The organism is Vibrio cidicii (genome assembly GCF_009665415.1).
Classification (GTDB): Bacteria; Pseudomonadota; Gammaproteobacteria; order Enterobacterales; family Vibrionaceae; genus Vibrio; species Vibrio cidicii.
Window position 1 is genome coordinate 246,348 of record NZ_CP035922.1, and the last position, 16,690, is coordinate 263,037.

15 protein-coding genes are annotated in these 16,690 nt (G+C 47.7%); 10 read left to right on the forward strand and 5 right to left on the reverse strand.

What is annotated here, in order from left to right; genetic code table 11:
- Positions 1 to 141 precede the first annotated feature (141 nt).
- Positions 142 to 1,098, forward strand: coding sequence for a diguanylate cyclase (locus tag EWA64_RS16625; protein ID WP_061896120.1), 957 nt, complete (start codon positions 142 to 144; stop codon positions 1,096 to 1,098).
- 12 nt (positions 1,099 to 1,110) lie between these two features.
- Complete coding sequence (locus EWA64_RS16630) at positions 1,111 to 4,572, forward strand: ATP-binding protein (RefSeq protein WP_369435843.1); 3,462 nt, start codon at positions 1,111 to 1,113, stop codon at positions 4,570 to 4,572.
- A gap of 351 nt (positions 4,573 to 4,923) precedes the next feature.
- Here EWA64_RS16630 and EWA64_RS16635 read toward each other — a convergent pair whose 3' ends face one another.
- Positions 4,924 to 5,574 carry a CatB-related O-acetyltransferase gene (locus tag EWA64_RS16635; RefSeq protein ID WP_061896118.1) on the reverse strand — a complete coding sequence of 217 codons (651 nt, stop codon included), beginning with the start codon at positions 5,572 to 5,574 and terminating at the stop codon, positions 4,924 to 4,926.
- Between the two features lie 115 nt (positions 5,575 to 5,689).
- A complete protein-coding gene (gene ampC / locus EWA64_RS16640) occupies positions 5,690 to 6,844 on the reverse strand; it encodes a class C beta-lactamase (protein ID WP_065860357.1) in 1,155 nt (384 codons plus the stop codon).
- 477 nt (positions 6,845 to 7,321) lie between these two features.
- Here ampC and EWA64_RS16645 point away from each other — a divergent pair, with 477 nt between their 5' ends.
- Positions 7,322 to 8,206, forward strand: a complete 885-nt coding sequence (locus EWA64_RS16645; protein ID WP_039426801.1) for a hypothetical protein — start codon at positions 7,322 to 7,324, stop codon at positions 8,204 to 8,206.
- 98 nt (positions 8,207 to 8,304) lie between these two features.
- Here EWA64_RS16645 and EWA64_RS16650 read toward each other — a convergent pair whose 3' ends face one another.
- Positions 8,305 to 9,141 (reverse strand): alpha/beta fold hydrolase, encoded by an 837-nt coding sequence (locus EWA64_RS16650; protein WP_061896116.1) that lies wholly within the window; start codon positions 9,139 to 9,141, stop codon positions 8,305 to 8,307.
- 89 nt (positions 9,142 to 9,230) lie between these two features.
- Here EWA64_RS16650 and EWA64_RS16655 point away from each other — a divergent pair, with 89 nt between their 5' ends.
- Positions 9,231 to 9,416, forward strand: a complete 186-nt coding sequence (locus EWA64_RS16655) for a hypothetical protein (RefSeq protein ID WP_039426805.1) — start codon at positions 9,231 to 9,233, stop codon at positions 9,414 to 9,416.
- Between the two features lie 68 nt (positions 9,417 to 9,484).
- On the opposite strand, the gene EWA64_RS16660 is transcribed toward EWA64_RS16655, so the two are convergent.
- Positions 9,485 to 10,684, reverse strand: a complete 1,200-nt coding sequence (locus EWA64_RS16660) for a DEAD/DEAH box helicase (protein ID WP_061896115.1) — start codon at positions 10,682 to 10,684, stop codon at positions 9,485 to 9,487.
- 87 nt (positions 10,685 to 10,771) lie between these two features.
- Positions 10,772 to 11,674, reverse strand: coding sequence for a LysR family transcriptional regulator (locus EWA64_RS16665; RefSeq protein WP_061896114.1), 903 nt, complete (start codon positions 11,672 to 11,674; stop codon positions 10,772 to 10,774).
- A gap of 142 nt (positions 11,675 to 11,816) precedes the next feature.
- Here EWA64_RS16665 and EWA64_RS16670 point away from each other — a divergent pair, with 142 nt between their 5' ends.
- The 6 genes from EWA64_RS16670 to EWA64_RS16695 all read left to right on the forward strand — a co-directional run bounded on the left by EWA64_RS16670 (position 11,817) and on the right by EWA64_RS16695 (position 16,681).
- On the forward strand, positions 11,817 to 12,674 hold the full coding sequence (locus tag EWA64_RS16670; RefSeq protein ID WP_061896113.1) for an MBL fold metallo-hydrolase: 858 nt from the start codon (positions 11,817 to 11,819) through the stop codon (positions 12,672 to 12,674).
- Positions 12,668 to 13,294 (forward strand): DsbA family protein, encoded by a 627-nt coding sequence (locus EWA64_RS16675; protein ID WP_061896112.1) that lies wholly within the window; start codon positions 12,668 to 12,670, stop codon positions 13,292 to 13,294. The genes EWA64_RS16670 and EWA64_RS16675 overlap by 7 nt, the downstream gene beginning before the upstream one ends.
- 58 nt (positions 13,295 to 13,352) lie before the next feature.
- Positions 13,353 to 13,712: a hypothetical protein gene (locus tag EWA64_RS16680; protein WP_061896111.1), complete on the forward strand. Its 360-nt coding sequence runs from the start codon at positions 13,353 to 13,355 to the stop codon at positions 13,710 to 13,712.
- 129 nt (positions 13,713 to 13,841) lie between these two features.
- Positions 13,842 to 14,444, forward strand: a complete 603-nt coding sequence (locus EWA64_RS16685) for a thermostable hemolysin (RefSeq protein WP_061896110.1) — start codon at positions 13,842 to 13,844, stop codon at positions 14,442 to 14,444.
- Between the two features lie 9 nt (positions 14,445 to 14,453).
- A complete protein-coding gene (locus EWA64_RS16690) occupies positions 14,454 to 15,959 on the forward strand; it encodes an AMP-binding protein (protein ID WP_061896109.1) in 1,506 nt (501 codons plus the stop codon).
- Between the two features lie 38 nt (positions 15,960 to 15,997).
- Complete coding sequence (locus EWA64_RS16695) at positions 15,998 to 16,681, forward strand: iron-containing redox enzyme family protein (protein ID WP_061896108.1); 684 nt, start codon at positions 15,998 to 16,000, stop codon at positions 16,679 to 16,681.
- Positions 16,682 to 16,690: the final 9 nt, after the last annotated feature.

Consider the following 16,690-nt stretch of genomic DNA (forward strand, 5'->3'; position numbering starts at 1 on the left):
GACACCTTGTCCATTGTGCCAGTATGAACTAGCCTAATTAGAGTTGTTTCATTGTTGCTTAGAGACCTGATGAATATGGAGCTGCTTCAAAAGGAAATATAGTTCTGTATAACGAAAAAGTACAAAAGGATAAGTACCAACGTGCTAGGTGAGTTGCAAAAGCGGCAGGATAGGGCGACCGTGCTTGTGGTTGATGATGAGTTGATCAGCCGTGAAGTCATTAAGGAGTGCCTGTCGTCTGCATTTAATGTTATTACTGCGAGCAGTGGTGAGGAGGCAATAGTCCTTGCTACTGAAGCGTCGCCAGATTTAGTCATACTCGACATCATGATGGAAAAGATTGATGGGTGGAGCACTTGTTCCATCATGAAATCGTCGCCACACATCTGTCATATACCTATCATTTTCGCCACTTCTTGCGAAGACGACGATGCGCAGCTCCGCTGCTGGGAAGCTGGATGCGTTGATTTCATTACTAAACCGATCAATTTTGCTACCTTAGAACACCGAGTGAAAACACATGTCACGCACAAATTGCAAACTGAACATTTGGAAACCTTATCCAAACGTGATGTTCTTACTAAGGTTCTGAGTCGTCGCGCATTGGAAGAAGATTATCCGGTTATCGCGGGTCATTGCCGCCGTAGCGGTTCTCCTTGCTCCATTCTGATTGCTGATATTGACGACTTCAAGTTGTATAACGACACCTATGGCCATCTTCCTGGAGACAACGCGCTATGTGCGGTAGCGAAAGTGTTAAGCGACACCTTAAAGCGTGTCACCGATAGAATTTATCGTTTTGGCGGTGAAGAGTTCGTTATCATTTTGCCCAACGCGGATTTTCACGGCGCAAAATTGGTAGCGAGACGACTGAATTCGGCGTTAGAGCAACAGTGGATAGAGCATGCAGCGAGCCCTATGGGATGCATCACCATCAGCATTGGTGGTGTTGCTTGCAGTGCAGAAGAGATGCCAACTGACGTGACAAAGGTTCTCGGGATCGCAGACGGTGCCCTCTATCAAGCAAAAGCGTTAGGGAAGAATGGTAATGTTGTGGTGAAAATGGCAGCGACAAAGCCTGAGCAAGTTCTTGGTTGAAGGGAAGCAATCATGCGGATACAAAAGCTATTTGTTGTTGCGATATTTTTTTTGTTCATCTTGGTCTCCGGAATGGTGATTTACCAATACAGCCAACATGCCGCGTCGCAGATCATTCAAGATGCACAAAGAACGCTGATTTCTGCAACGAAAAGTAAAGTCTCGTTGCTAGAGAAAAGTATCGCTTCAAATATCGGTTTGTTAAAATTTCTTCATTCCACCCCACCTATCTCAGGCATTGGCCGTGCGCTGGAGAACAATGGTAACGATCCTATGGACAACACTACACTCGCACAGTGGAAAAGCCGATTGGATGTTATTTTCAAAGCGTTGATTGAAAACAACAGCGAGCTTATCCAACTGCGCATTATCACTGTTGAAGATGGGCGAGAGTTCTTGCGTGTAGACCGAGATGGTGGCCGAGTGGTTGCCGTGCCAGAGCAGCGCTTGCAAGACAAAAGGGATGAGTCCTATTTCGCTGCAGCAGCAGAATTGGAGTTTGGTGAGGTGTATGTCTCACCTATCAACTTGAACCGTGAATATGGGAAAATTGTTTTTCCTGCGCAACCTGTTTATCGCATCGCAATGCCGATATTCGGTCATGGTGGTGATCGTGTTGGCTTCTTGATCATGAATGTTGATGCCACTGAACTTATTCAACGTTTTGTCACAGAAACGGGGTTTATCAATGAGTTCTGGCTGGTTGATCAAACAGGCAGTTTTGTTTTTTCGACCAACAGTAAACTGAATTTTTCTGCGCAGTTGAACCCGTCTTGGACACTGACGAGTCTTTATGAGATCACTCCCTTCGGTACCGAAGGCTTGGCCAGCATTGCCGAAAAATCGGGAGGACAAACTCAATGGTTAGCGGATAGGGAAGTGGTGTATACCGGTACGAGCCGAGATGAACATCTGTTCGTTTATAGCTTGTTGAACCAAACCGTTATCGATCAAAGGATCAACGCAAGGCATCGAGAAATTATTACCATGGGTGGTATTTCCGTCTCTATTCTCGCCATGATCACTTTGGTGTTCTATCGTTCCTATCGCGCCAGCACCAAGTTGAACAATGCCAATTCAACTTTTCAAGCAATTGTTGATGGATCAGTGGATGCGCTCATCTGTATTGATGAAACTGGCTTAATCAAAACATGGAACCACGCTGCGGCGCAGCTTTTTGGCGTGCCGCAATCGTCGGTGCTCAACAAGCCAGTCTCTGAGTTTGTTAAGCTACACAACGCCGATTTACTCAAGCAACTGGCCGTCTCGAAAAACAAAGGTTCCGTATTGGCGTTCAAAGATACTTTTGATGATAAAAGTGGCTATCTGAAACATTTGGATATCAGTTTGTCTCCCATCATCCATCGCTCATCGTCAATGGAATCGTTCGCGCTGAGGTTAAGAGATATTACTTCCGAAGTCCGTAGCGAAGAGTTGTTAAAGCAGAGCAACGCTCAGGTCAGAGAGCGTACGGAAGAGCTGAAACGACACAGCGAAGAGCTAGAAATTGCTCACAAACAAGCGATGGAGGCGAGCTTGGCGAAAAGTAATTTTATCTCCACCATCAGCCATGAAATGAGAACGCCGCTCAATGGCATAATGGGCACACTCAACTTAATTCAAAATGATCCGCTCACTTCCAGCCAGCAAAAATATCTCACTATGGCTGAACGTAGCGTCAGTACTTTAGCCGTACTGATAAACGATATTCTTGATTTGTCGAAAATCGAATCGGGCAAACTAGAAGTGCATAATCAAGAATTTTCACCGCGTGAAGAGGTTGAAAGTATTGTTCAGTCGATGTCGGTTAAAGCAATAGAGAAAGGGCTGGAGTTGATTATCGATACCACCAATATTCACCATTCTCGAGTCATTTCCGACCCTAATCGTCTCAAGCAAGTGATCAATAATCTGCTCAACAATGCGATCAAATTTACCAATGAAGGGGAAATTCGTGTCGTTGCGTCCACTAGCACGCTGGAACAGGGTAGCGTGCGGTTGAGTGTTGATATTTTTGATACTGGAATTGGTATTGCTCAAGAAAATCAGCACAAGCTCTTTCAGCCTTTCTCACAAGAATCGTCCGAGACAGCGACTAAGTTTGGCGGGACAGGTTTAGGGCTGTCTATCTGTCGTCAGTTGTGCCAGTTAATGAATGGTGATATTGGCTTTGAGTCGATTCAAGGTAAGGGAAGTCATTTCTATTTCTATCTGGATATGCCGGAATCAGAATGCAACAGTGGTTCATTGGCCGCAGAGTTGCAAGGTCAGCGCATTGGTTTATGCCTAAACAATGATTCGTTAAGCAAAGTCGTGGCGAAAATGATCCTGAGTTGGGGTGGGCAGGTATTTGAACCTAAGTTGCCTATTGCACAGTGGCTAAATGAGAAGTCGTTGGACGCGGTTATCTTTGAAGCCGAATCATGTCACTACAAAGCGTTAATCAAAGCGGCGAAAGAGCACATATCATCCACCTCACATTCAGCACTTAAATGGGTTGAACTGAACGCTTCGACGCCGTTACCGCCGTATCAAATGGGAGGAGAACTTGCAGTGACTGTGGTGTCTAAACCGATTTTGAGCGAGGATTTATTAGCGGTATTAATAGGCTCAAATTCAACAGTAGAAGATGACAAAGAAGGGACAGAGAAACGTGTCGTTTCGTCGTGCCGGGTTGACTTGACGGGGATACGAGTGATGATTGTGGACGACAACGACATCAATCAGGAAGTGGCCAAAGGCTTTTTAGCTCCGCTTAATGCGCAGATCGATTGTGTCTCCAATGGTTTGGATGCGCTTAATTTGGTGATGGAGAAACATATTGAGGGTAAAGCTTACCACTGTATTTTGATGGATTGTCAGATGCCAGTGATGGACGGCTACGAGTGTGCTCGACAGCTGCGTTACAACTCTCAAAAATATGGCCACAGTAATGTGCCGATCATCGCGATGACGGCAAACGCCTTTTCTGGTGAAAAAGAAAAATGTTTGGCACACGGTATGAGTGATTACATCACCAAGCCCGTCGACTCGGAGAGGCTGGTGGAGAAAGTATCACGCTGGACGAAAAAATATCAGAATCAACGTGGTGCTGAAGCGATACAAACGCAACAGGTGACAGTGAAATCGACCTATGAAGGCTGGAAAAAAGATCAGGCGCTAAAGCGCATGGCAGGAAACCAAGCACTGTTGGATAAAATCGTTACTATGTTCCAGGCCTCTTCGGTTGAATATATGGAAAAATTGGAATCTGAAATCTCCGCACGTAACATTAATGAAGTTACACAGTGGAGCCACAAGCTGAAAGGTTTATGCGGCGACATCGGCGCACAAGATCTTCGAGAAATGTTGGCTGAGATGGAAAAAGAAGCACGTAAACAAGAAGAGTGCGATATCACTCAGATTGAAACCACGTATCACCAAGCCAAGCAAGAGTATTCAAAATTGATGGAAGCGATAGCGAGTCCAGTATGACCAAAACACGCGACACCTTTTAATTTGTAATTTGTATTAGTGCCGCGTGTTCACATCACCGATGTTCTTTTCACAAGTGAATGCCAGAGCAGTTCAGCGTACTTGCTTTCACCTGCTAATTTACGTCTCTTAATCCCAATCTGTTTGATGGTAGATGTCGCTTCATTGAGTGAGCAGTGAACTTTAGAGGTTTGTGTTTAGGTTGCGAGGCAAGCCTCAAGATCTCTCGCTGCGTTACATCCCTGCGCTTGCCCAAAGAATGGCAGTGGAGCTAAGCGCCGACCATAGCGCAACGGTTCGAGCGTGCGGCAGAAGAGCTGTATTAGCCAGCGACAACTGAAGCCTGATAATTCAGGCTCTTGTGGCAGGTAGATTTAAGTCATAGTGCTTGCTCGCATGTTTGAGCTGTGCTATGTCGCTGGCGCAAAGATACTTCTTGAGCGCGGAAAATTTTTCTTCAGACCAGTCATAAATTTTCAACGTTAAAAGCTCATCGATGATGGTTTTATCGAAACGATACTTGACGAATTTCGCCGGAGATCCCGCGACGAAACTATAAGGCTCCACATCATGAGTTACAACGCTATTCGCAGCAACGATAGCTCCTTCTCCAATGTTAACGCCCGGCATTACCATTGAACGCATGCCTAGCCAAACACCATCGCCGATGTGCGTATCGCCTTTGCCGACGTACGCCTCTTCAATGAAATCCATAAAGGGATATAAACAGAACCAGTCTGCTCTGTGCGTGCTATTTCCGCCCATCAAGATAACCACTTCTGGCGCGATACAGACGTAATCACCAATATAAAGTTTGTCAATAGTCCATTTTAGCTGCCAATCACGGCTTATTTTGTCACCTTGAAGATATCTCACCGCCGATTCTTCAAAGCCTGCATCCCAACAATCACTGTAGTAACTGTGACTGCCTTTGATGATGATATTAGGATTTGTCACCACTTCATGTAATAAGGTAACTTTCGACCAGTGTTTAGTATTCATTTTCTTGCTCATAATTAAATTTTAAAAAGTATAACAATGAAAAACTCTGTATATCAATGTGTGATCGAAAAATAGCCACTGGTTTTCGAAACAGTGGCGTAGAGATACAGAAGAATTAATTCGAAGAGGATACGATTGACTGGAAAATATTGTAGGCCGCAGTTACTCGTTCTCCATTTGGATAGTTTTTATTTGCGAGCAGGACGATACCAATATTTTCTGATGGGATATAGGCCACATAAGCTCCAAATCCTCCAGTTGAACCTGTTTTATTGACCCAGGAGTTTATATGGTTATTTTGTGAGTGGGTGATGCTTACGTGTTTAGGATTTAAAATCATGTCTGCTGAGTTACCTTCCAACAACGTTGGTAGTGTGGCAGGGTACTGATACATTTCCCATCCGATCGCTTGAGTGAAAGTTGGCGTATCAAAATAGCCTATATGAGTACTTTCTAGAGCATTTTGCATTGTACTGTTGAGAGGAATAAGACCAAGGTTGGCGTCAATATAACGTATCATATCGGTACTGGATGACTTTATCCCGTAGGCTTCGGCATCCAACATTCCCGGACTCACCCGAACTGGTTCATTGTTTTTATTGTAACCAAAAGCGTAGTTGCTTTCTTGATTACTTGGGACGTCAATATAGGTATTCAACATACCTAACTCAGGGAGAATGGTATTCTCCATCAAGCTGGCATAGTCTTTATTCATACTCACTGCAGCGATGTGCCCATAGAGTCCAATACTCGGATTTGAGTATTGTCTTTGCTGCCCAGCGGGGAACTTTGCTTGCCATGACTGATAGTATTTCATCATGGAATCATGATCCATCACTTCAGCAGGAAACTGAAGTGGCAGGCCACCAGCGGTATAGGTTGCAAGCTGGATGATTTTTGTGCTGCCAATGGTACTGCTTTTAAGTTCAGGTAAGTAATCGGCGGCCGTACTTTGTAGGTTAAGTTTGCCGTTATGTTGTGCATATCCACCTAATGTGGCGGCAAAGGTCTTACTGATTGAACCCAATTCAAATAGAGTTTCTTTCGTTACGGGTGTTTTTTTCTCTACATTAGCCAGTCCATAATTATAGAAATAATGTTTACCTTTGTAAGTGATCGCGACAGCCATCCCCGGTATCTGGTGTTGTTTCATTAAAGCTTGAATGTTCTTATCAACCGCATTTTTAATGTTTTGCGGTTGGCCGGCATGTGACAGGAACGACATGGCAGTAAGAACTGAAATAGAAAGTAGCTTAATTTTGTATTTCATTTTTTTGTTCATTGTAATACCAAATAAATGAGAAATGTAAGGCATCTCATTAATTATCAAAAGATGGCATAGAATAGAGAGTGGATTCGACATTATTGTCATGAAAAAGAAAAATTAATTTTAGCGCACATAATACAATGAGTGTTTATTGAAATTCTAAATGTAGTTGCCTTTAGTATTCTCAGGGTTTATTAATGATATCCTTATTAATTGTTATGTTGAGAGAGACGTTAATGCAATTTATTCAGATATTTCCTCAACTTAGCGGCCTTAGACTGGATCATCTAAGTGACATCTGGTATTTTCGCTCAGCTGCTCTGCGCTTCACAAAATGTTACAATTGGGTGTCATTTTTGTGTCGACCTTCGCAGGGCGGAAGTTTGCTTAAAGCAGCGTAGGCTGTGGACTGGCAAGCATTCGGGCTCTAATGGATTTGCATTGGAGAGTGACTGTTGAAATTAGTTGTAAACAGGCCTTATGCAAAACAGCAAGGAAAGCTTCAATGTCGCCGTGTCTGAGCAAGAAATCCGCAAAATGGATACGCTGCTGCAAAACATTGACACGGATATGGCGGTCTCTATGTCTTACGTACGCCGCGCTCAAGGTATCTCCTTCAAGCAGCTCGAGCAACGTTTCTCGGGCATCAATGGTTCGACGCTCAAGCGTTACATGCAGCAGAGTTATCCGTCGATGCGCCCCATCCATGTGGTGGCCGCGCTAACTTGGGTCATGATGGTGCCGATGACCAGCTTTTACTATGGCCTGAAAATGAAAGAGCAGTTTCGTGGCATGGATGACAAAGCCATTGAGGCGCTGCTCTGTATTGGCCGACTGCCCAGCGATCAGTTCAAGTTATATTTGGAATTAGTGGCGAACTTAATGAATGAAGACGACCGCGTGGCGTTTCTTCGCTTCAAAAGTGAGCTTGAATCGCAAACGGGTTTGCTGAGTAACTACAACGAGCTACTTCCTCCTCCTGTGCTGGATATCCACGAATTCGCGATTGACTACTACCGTTCTGTGGCGATTACTGTGAAACGTTTTCGTTTGCAGCACAACATTCCACTCGAAACCATTGCGCGTGTACTGGGCATTTCAGAATATCAGTACCAAATTTTGGAAGACGTGAACAAGGTACGCGATTTCCCGGTGGCGATTGGTTTTCGTGTCAAGTTGGGTTTCCATCTAAGTTCGCACGTTAACTTTACCAGCGAGATGCGCCAATTCCCTGAGTTCCATCAGTTGCGTCAGGTGCAGCATGTGCGCGATGCGTTGATTGTGGAAGCTTTGACCAAGGTTGAAAAGTCACGGAAAAATAGCGCCATCGATATACTGATGAGTTTATCAAAGATATACATATAAAATGTGATATTGATAAGGTGAGTGAAAATAATCAACCCAAATTGCACAGCGACTTGAGTTGATTATAAATGCATGAAAAATGAAAATAGCCTAAGTTTTTACGTTAGGCTGGCGAATGTTTTCTGCAACGCAACAGATGAAGCGGCTTGGGCGATTAATATATCCGCGACTTTGTCTGGATGTTGTAAATGGACTAAATGGTCCGCATTTTTGATCACAATAAAGTGACTTCGATTGAGTTTGGCAGAAAATTCTTGCGCCACTTCTTTGGTGACATAAGGGTCAAATTCACCGACACAAATGGTGCAGGGGATATTGATATTTTCAATATTTGCTGGCGTATGAACTAATAGACGAACCGAATTCTCAAAGAATACATCAATACGTTCTTGCTCCATTTTGCTGACTTCTCGCTCTGTTGCACGAATGATGGCGCTGTTTCTGGGAATATCTGGATGCCTGATCGTCAATGAATGGGTAAAACTTTTGGCGAATGCCACTGGGCTCTCCATGGCGGCAGCAATCATTTTCTTGGTGGCAAAACGGCCAGAAGAGGGAATACCGGGAACGCCGCCACAAATGGAGAGGCTGAGCACGTTCGGCCAAAGGTCGCACAGCTCCACCGCAACCGCAGTGGCGTAAGAGAATCCCATTACGTGGGCTTTGTCTATGCCTAAATAGTGAATGAGATCTTTGAGCATTTTTGCTTGATCACGAATGCTGATGGTCGAGTCCAACGGCGTGGTGCGCCCTGTGCCCGGGACTTCAATGGTGATGCAGTTCAGTTGTGTGGCGAAGCGGGTCGAATAGGCATGTACGCTTTCGATATCTTGCAGAGCGCCAAGCAAAAAGATCGCAAATTGGTCGGAATGTTTGCTTGGATAAGCGCGGTAGCGGTATTGGCGGCCGTTCAATACAATTTTTTGGATTTCCATGTTGTTCTCCTTTGGGTTAAAGAAGAGCACAATATAAATGATTGAAAAATATATAAGAATTAACGTTAAAGTTAGGGTTAGGTGCATTAATGAAAAATGAAGATCTGGAGCAATACCTTTCTCAAGCAGATCAGTCAGTTAAAGATTTTATGGCTGAAGTGCTAGAAACATTGGGAAAAAAAATTAGTGAAGAAGAAGAGCCGTTGATCAGTTTGCAATATTTTGGTGCCAAACTGGAAATCAAACTACTCTCTTTTGATGGCGTTTATGACTAATGTATTAATAATAAATATTGTTGATGTGAATTTTATAATAAAAATGCCAGCAATTGCTGGCATTTTTATTACTTATCGTCATTTGTCGGGCGTTTATGTTTAGGCACATAATTTAAGATTGAAATCGGTACCGGCTTTTTCGGCGTAAAACCGTCTATTTCGCGGCGCTCTAATAAATGCCCTAAACGGCTTTCAATCATGCATAAATTCTTAAAGTTATCTTTAGAAACGAAGGAGATCGCTTCGCCTTGTGCGTTGGCCCGCCCGGTTCGGCCAATGCGATGAACGTATTCGTCGGCTGGGAAAGGCAGATCGTAGTTGACCACTCGCGGTAGCGCTTCAATATCAATCCCGCGTGCCGCGACACCGGTTGCCACCAAGTATTTGATTTTACCTGCTTTGAAATCTTCCAGCAGTTGAGCGCGACTTGCTTGGCTGCGGCCACTGTGGAACGCTTCTGCGTGAATGCCGCGTTTTTCTAGCTGAGAAACCAACTTGGCCGCACCATGCTTGGTTTCAATGAAAATCAGTGTTTGATCCCACCGGTTTTGCTGAATTAGATGGCTCAAAAGTGCCGATTTTTGATCTTTGTCGACAGTAATAATCCACTGCTCAATGTTGGCTTTGGAGGCCTGCTTCGACGCGATGCTGATCTCAAACGGGTTGTGGATCACGCTTTTCGCCAGATCGCGCACTTTGTTCGACAAAGTGGCAGAAAACAGCAGATGCTGCATCGCCTCCGGCAAACGATCGAGGATCTTGTTGATGTCGTCGATAAAGCCCATATCCAGCATGCGGTCCGCTTCATCGAGAACTAAAATCTCCACTTCTTCAAAGTAAACCGCACGTTGGCCGTAGAGATCGAGCAATCGCCCGGGTGTGGCTACCAGAATATCTACGCCATCAATCAGTGCTTGCTTTTGCGCTTTTTCATCCACACCGCCATAGATAGCCAGTGAGCGTAACGCCAATGATTGGCCGTACTGCTGAATTTTGTCATCGACCTGAATGGCGAGCTCACGGGTAGGCACTAAAATCAGCGCGCGGATGCGTTTTTTCTTTTGCGTTTGCGCGCCCTGCAGTTTGTGCAAAATCGGCAATACAAAACTGGCGGTTTTCCCCGTGCCCGTTTGCGCCGCGGCAATGACATCTCGTCCTTGCAAAATCACTGGGATCGCTTGGCTCTGGATATGGGTCGGTTTCTCGTAACCGAGCGCGCTGACCGCTTGTGCCAAGGGTTGGCATAGGCCGAGTTGAGTAAATGACATGCGAATCCTCACTTAATGGGTATCAAAATCGCGTCACTTCTACTGGCGGGACGCAAAGCGCGGCATTCTATCATAGCCTTGGCAAAACTACAGACGGATATCCTGCCATTTTGTTTGAGCAAAATAACGCAGCAGATGATCGATTAAGCCCCGCACCGCTGGCGAAAGGTGCTTGCGCGAAGGATACAGTGCATAGATCTCCATCACCTTAGGCTGCCACGAGGGGAGTATCACCTCAAGTTCGCCTTTTTCCACGGCACTTTGCGCCAGATAGGTCGGCTGCATCGCAATCCCCATACCGTGGCGCGCCGCGCTCAGTAGTGTGGTTGCCTCGTTCGCCGTGAGCGCGCAGGAGACTTCCACCGACTGATGATGGTCTCCTTGGCTAAGATGCCAGATATGGCGCTCGAAGTTCTTGTAGCCAAGACAGCGATGATGCGCCAAATCGGTCGGATGTTGAATCGGACGACTACTGGCCAAATAGTCGGGTGAGGCGACTAAAATGGAATCGCAGCGGGCGATAGGGCGGCCAATCAGAGACGGATCGGGATTGGCCGCGATGCGGATCGCCAAATCGATCCGCTCGGCAATCAAGTCGCTGGCACGGTCTTGCACATCGATATCAATTTCAACCATCGGATGTTGCGTCATAAACTCTTTCACCGCAGGGATCAGCTGCGCAAAGCCAAACGACATACTGGTGGCGATGCGAATGCGCCCACCGAGCGCGCCATCGTTGCTGAGTTCATCCTGCAGCGCCGCCGCTTGCTCAACCCACGCTTGCAATAAAGGCAGGCACTGTTCCCCCGCTGAGGTCAGGGCAACTTTACGGGTCGTGCGGTGTAAAAGACGCACACTTAACCACTCTTCAACCAGATCGACATGGCGTGTCACCATAGGTCGCGACATGTCCAACCGTTCGGCGCTGGCGGTAAAACTTTGCGTCACGGCAACGTCCAGCAGGACGCGTGCAGCAGTCAGTCTATCCATGATTTGCTCTTATTACGAAATAATGATGTTAATTATTGGCTATATATCTGAACAAGTACAGCCCGTAAACTGCGCTCATCCACTTAGCTCACCGCCAAGTGAGTGAAACAAGATTGAGCCAACCAATACGGGAATAGAGAATATGAAAACAGTTATGACTTTAACCGCGACTTTACTGATGTCTGCAGGCGTTATGGCCAAACCGCTCACCTTAGAGGTGTACAACGCCGACGGTAACAGCTTCCACGTTAACTCAACACTGGTTTATGGCGACACCGAAGCTATGGTGGTCGACACGGGTTTCACCAAAGCTGATGCGCTGCGCATTGCGGCTAAGGTGCTGGACTCTGGCAAAACGCTGAAAACCATTTTTATCAGCCAAGCGGACCCGGACTACTACTTTGGTGCCGAGGTGCTTAAGCAGCTCTTCCCACAAGCGGAAGTGGTCGCCACTCCTGCTGTGCGAGCAAAAATTGCCGAAAAGCTGCAAGGAAAACTGGCGTTCTGGGGGCCAAAAATGGGCGCGAATGCGCCAGTGAATCCGTTATTGCCAACCGCTTATCAAGGCAAAACATTGAGCTTAGATGGCGAAATGATTGAAATTCGCGACAGCGAAGGAGAGTTGGCGCACCGTCCTTATCTGTGGATCCCGGCGAATCGCGCGATCCTTGGTAACGTTGCGGTGTATGGCAATGTACACCTGTGGATGGCAGACGCGCAGTCGAATCAAGAGCGTCACGCTTGGGCTGAGCAGTTGCAGCAGATGGCAGAGTTGAAACCACAAGTGGTGATCCCGGGTCACATGACGGCCAACACGGCGACCGACAGCAGCGCGATTCGTTTTTCACAAAGCTATTTAACTGCGTTTGACCACGCGAAAAGTAACAGCAAAGACAGCGCTATGCTGATCAAAACTATGCTGGCGAGCTACCCAGATGCAGGTTTGCCAATGGCGCTGGAGATTGGTGCGAAAGTGCACACAGGAGAGATGAAATGGTAAAAGTTCACTATATTTTTGACCCAATGTGTGGGTGGTGCTTCGGCGCCACCTCATTGATGGCTGAGCTGGCACACCACCCTGAGATTGAACTGCTTCTGCACCCCGGCGGTATGATGCAGCGTGCGCCGATCAGCGTCGATTTTCGTCAGCACATTTTGCAGGCCGATCAGCGCATCACAGCGCAAACGGGGCAATCATTTGGCGAGGCGTACTTAGAGCGGGTATCGAGTGGCGCGCCGCTGATTCTCGACTCTTACCAAACTGCGCAAGCGATCATCGCTGCTGAGCAGGTGGGGATTGCCGCTTTTGAGATGCTTAAAGCGATCCAAAAAGCGCACTACATTGATGGCAAACTGGTCGCCAGTGAAGAGACGCTGAGCGAGCTTGCGCTGCAGTTAGGCGCAGATCAAGACGCGTGGCAACAGGCGATGCAAGCGGCGAGCACTAAGGTGGATAGCCAAGTCGCTAACACCCGCCGCCTGATGGAACAGTATGGTCAGGGCGGTTTTCCTTCCTTATTGGTCGAACAGCAAGGCCAAATGCGCAGCGTGCGCCCGAGCGATTTCTACGGGCAAAGTCAGCGTTGGAAATCCTTTTGGCAACAAGTGGTTAATCACTGACAATTCAAGCGCAACGGGTTATCCTCAGGCTCTTCTTATTGCTTAGAGGGTAACTTCCATGCGTTTTGAATCGGTCCATCAGGATGTGATTTCTTTTGAACGTTTTGTTTGGCGCTGCGCTCGCTATGCTTTGATCGCGCTGTTGGTACTGCTCATCGGCCTTATGCCGGGCATCGGTGGCTTCGTCTGGATCACTGGCCTGTCTGTCGAGCAAGCGCTGCTCAACGCGTTGTCCATGGTCAGTGGTTTGGAACTGCCTTATCCGGTGGCAGATTTGCTGGAATCCACAGCCACGCACCTCTTTTTGGCGCTTTACAGCCTGTTCATTGAAGGGGTATTTTTTGCCGCTTTAGCCACCTTATTTGCTCCGGCTATTCATCGCCTGTTTCACCGCCTGCATTGTGAACCCACAGAGTAACTTTAGGGAGACAAGCTCTCCCTTCATTTCCCTCATTACCATTTAAATGGTGTTCCTCTAATTGGATTAAGCGTTTCTTAAGTTACCCAAGCTAATTTTGCTGACAGAACGAGCAAAAGGGGAACGCTTATGTACAGCAGATACCAGCCATCATCGATTCAGCTTGAAGTGATTGACCAGAAGCATGCGCGCTGGCCTGAGGCGACACACTTGGTTCAAGAGCGTTATCAACAAGCCTTCGATGCGCACTTACATCGCTTTATGCCCAGTTTTTTGGCCTTGCTCGACAACGGTGAGATGAAATCGGTGTGTGGCTATCGAGTGGCGAAGGATGAGCCACTGTTTTTGGAACAGTATCTCGACGAGCCTGCGAACCAGATCCTCTCGCGCCGTTTCGCTTGCGATGTCACCCGAGACTCACTGATTGAGTTCGGTCAACTGGCTTCTTTTAGCCGAGGTTTATCGGGATTGCACTTTACCCTTATCGCCGAAAAACTGGTTGGTCTTGGCTTTGAATGGTGCATCTTTACCGCCACCGATCCGCTGCATGCCTTGATGAAACGCTTTGGTTTAGAGCCGACCATGATCGCCAGTGCCGATGCAAAGCGCATCCCCAACGCGACTCAGATCTATGGCAGTTACTATCAGCACTCGCCACGTATTCTCGCCGGCAATTTGCGCTTGGGTCTGGCCCATTTAAAGCAATTGGCGCTGCAACAAAAACAGGCATAGGAGGGGAAGATGAACACGATTTTGACCGCGCTTGAACAGCGTGCCCTCACTAACCCCGAGCAGCTTGCCTTTATTGGTCACAATGCCAAAGGGCAAGCCATCTCACTGAGCTATTTTACCCTGTGGCAATCGGTGGTGGAAATCGCTGAACAGTTTATCGCCCTGGATGTACAGCGCATTGCGCTTAGGGCAGAAAACAGCCTCGATTGGGTGGTCGTGGATCTCGCGGCGATGTTGGCCGATGTGGTGATTGTGCCCGTACCGATGTTTTTCTCCACTGAGCAGGTGGCGCATCTTCTATCTCAATCTTGCCCTGATTTGCTGATAGGCGAATGGTTTTTTGGCGCAGATCAACGAGTAGACGCGCTTGGCCAACTGCAACCAGCGGGTGAGCTAAGCAATCTGCCGATTTTCTCGCTCAGTAGCGCGCATTCGGCCAACTTGCTCAGAAATACACGCAAAATCACCTTTACTTCTGGCTCAACCGGAACGCCGAAAGGGGTCTGTTTAAGTGATGACAACTTAGTGCGGGTCAGCGAAGCGATTGCCGCCGAGCTTGGCAGCGAGTTTCATCAGCATTTGGTCGTGCTGCCGCTGTCCACCTTGCTGGAAAACATAACCGGCGTTTACGTGCCGATTTTACTCGGTGTCACCTCATTGATTTATGCCGGACGTGAAGTGGGGCTAAACGGCTCCAGCCAATTTTCTCCTCACGCTTTCGCTGCTGCACTTGCTCGCTTACAGCCCTCGAGTTTAGTGCTGACCCCCGCGCTACTGATGGCGCTGATCGCCGTGGTGCAGCAAGCGCCATCACTGGCGAGTTCACTGCAATGGGTGGCGGTCGGCGGCGCGCGGGTTGCTCCAGAGCTGATTGACAAAGCTCGCGAGCTCGGCATTCCCGCTTTCGAAGGTTACGGGTTGTCGGAGTGCGGCTCTGTGGTGAGCATGAACACCGCGACAAACAACAAGCCGGGCAGCTGCGGCAAGGTGCTTAGTCACTTGCAGATCAAAATCGCTGACGATGGCGAGCTGTGGGTCAAAGGCAATAGCGCGCTGGGCTATCTTGGTGAACCGTTTGAGGATGTTTGGCTGGCAACGGGCGACATCGCTACCATCGATGACGAAGGATTTCTCACCATCTCTGGCCGCAAAAAGAATCTCATCATCAGCAGTTTTGGTCGCAATATCTCCCCGGAGTGGATCGAATCGCAAGCGCAAGTGTTTGTCCCCGGAGGTCATTTTGTGGTCGTCGGCGATGGGCAAGCCTATCTGACGGCGGTGGTGAGTCCCCATTTTGACGACATTGCCCAACGCGTCGAGGCGTTAAATCGCACTATGCCCGACTACGCGCGCATTGCGCAGTTGCTGGTGGTTGAGAGCAGTGCCCAGTGGCGCGACTGGCTGACGGCCAACGGCAGACCAAAACGTGCGTTGATTGAACACCAAACCGCTGCTACCAGAGCGCAGTCAGACGCGGCGTTGATTCGCTGGCCACAAGATGCGCTGCCAGCGTAACGCTTTAAATCAGGCTAATTATTTCAAGGAGATAGACCATGACTTCTTTTTTCCAAACACTACAAAATGAAACACGCAGTGCTCAGCAGAGTATGCTGCAAGCGCCGGTGTTTGCGGCCTGTGCCAATGGCGATATCTCGCTTGAGATGTACCAACGTTTTCTGACTCAGGCTTTTCATCACGTTAAACACACCGTGCCGCTTCTTATGGCCTGTGGTGCGCGTCTGAGCGACGACTATGAATGGGTCCGCGATGCCATCGCCGAATACATCGACGAAGAAAAAGGCCATCAAGAGTGGATTTTAAATGATATCCACGCCAGTGGTGGCGACGCCGATGCGGTGCGTGCTAACCGTGCGCAAGGCCGAGTGGGTACGCCGATTGAGCTGATGGTGGCCTATCTCTACCACCAAATTGACCGCCACAATCCACTCGCTCTGTTCGGCATGGTGTGGGTGTTGGAAGGCACCAGCGTAGGTGTCGGTGGCAACATTGCCCGTTTGGTAAAAACACAGCTTAATTTGCCTGCCGAGGCGATGACCTATCTCACCTCACACAGTGAACTGGATCAGCAGCACATCCGTTTTTTTGCTGCCTTGATGGATAAGATCACCGAGCCAAGCGATCAGCAGGCGATCATTGAATCGGCCAAGATGGTGTTTCACCTCTATGGGCAAATGCTGTGTGAACTTTACCCAAGTCCATTTGGCAAAGTGGCTTAGGAGCGCTGT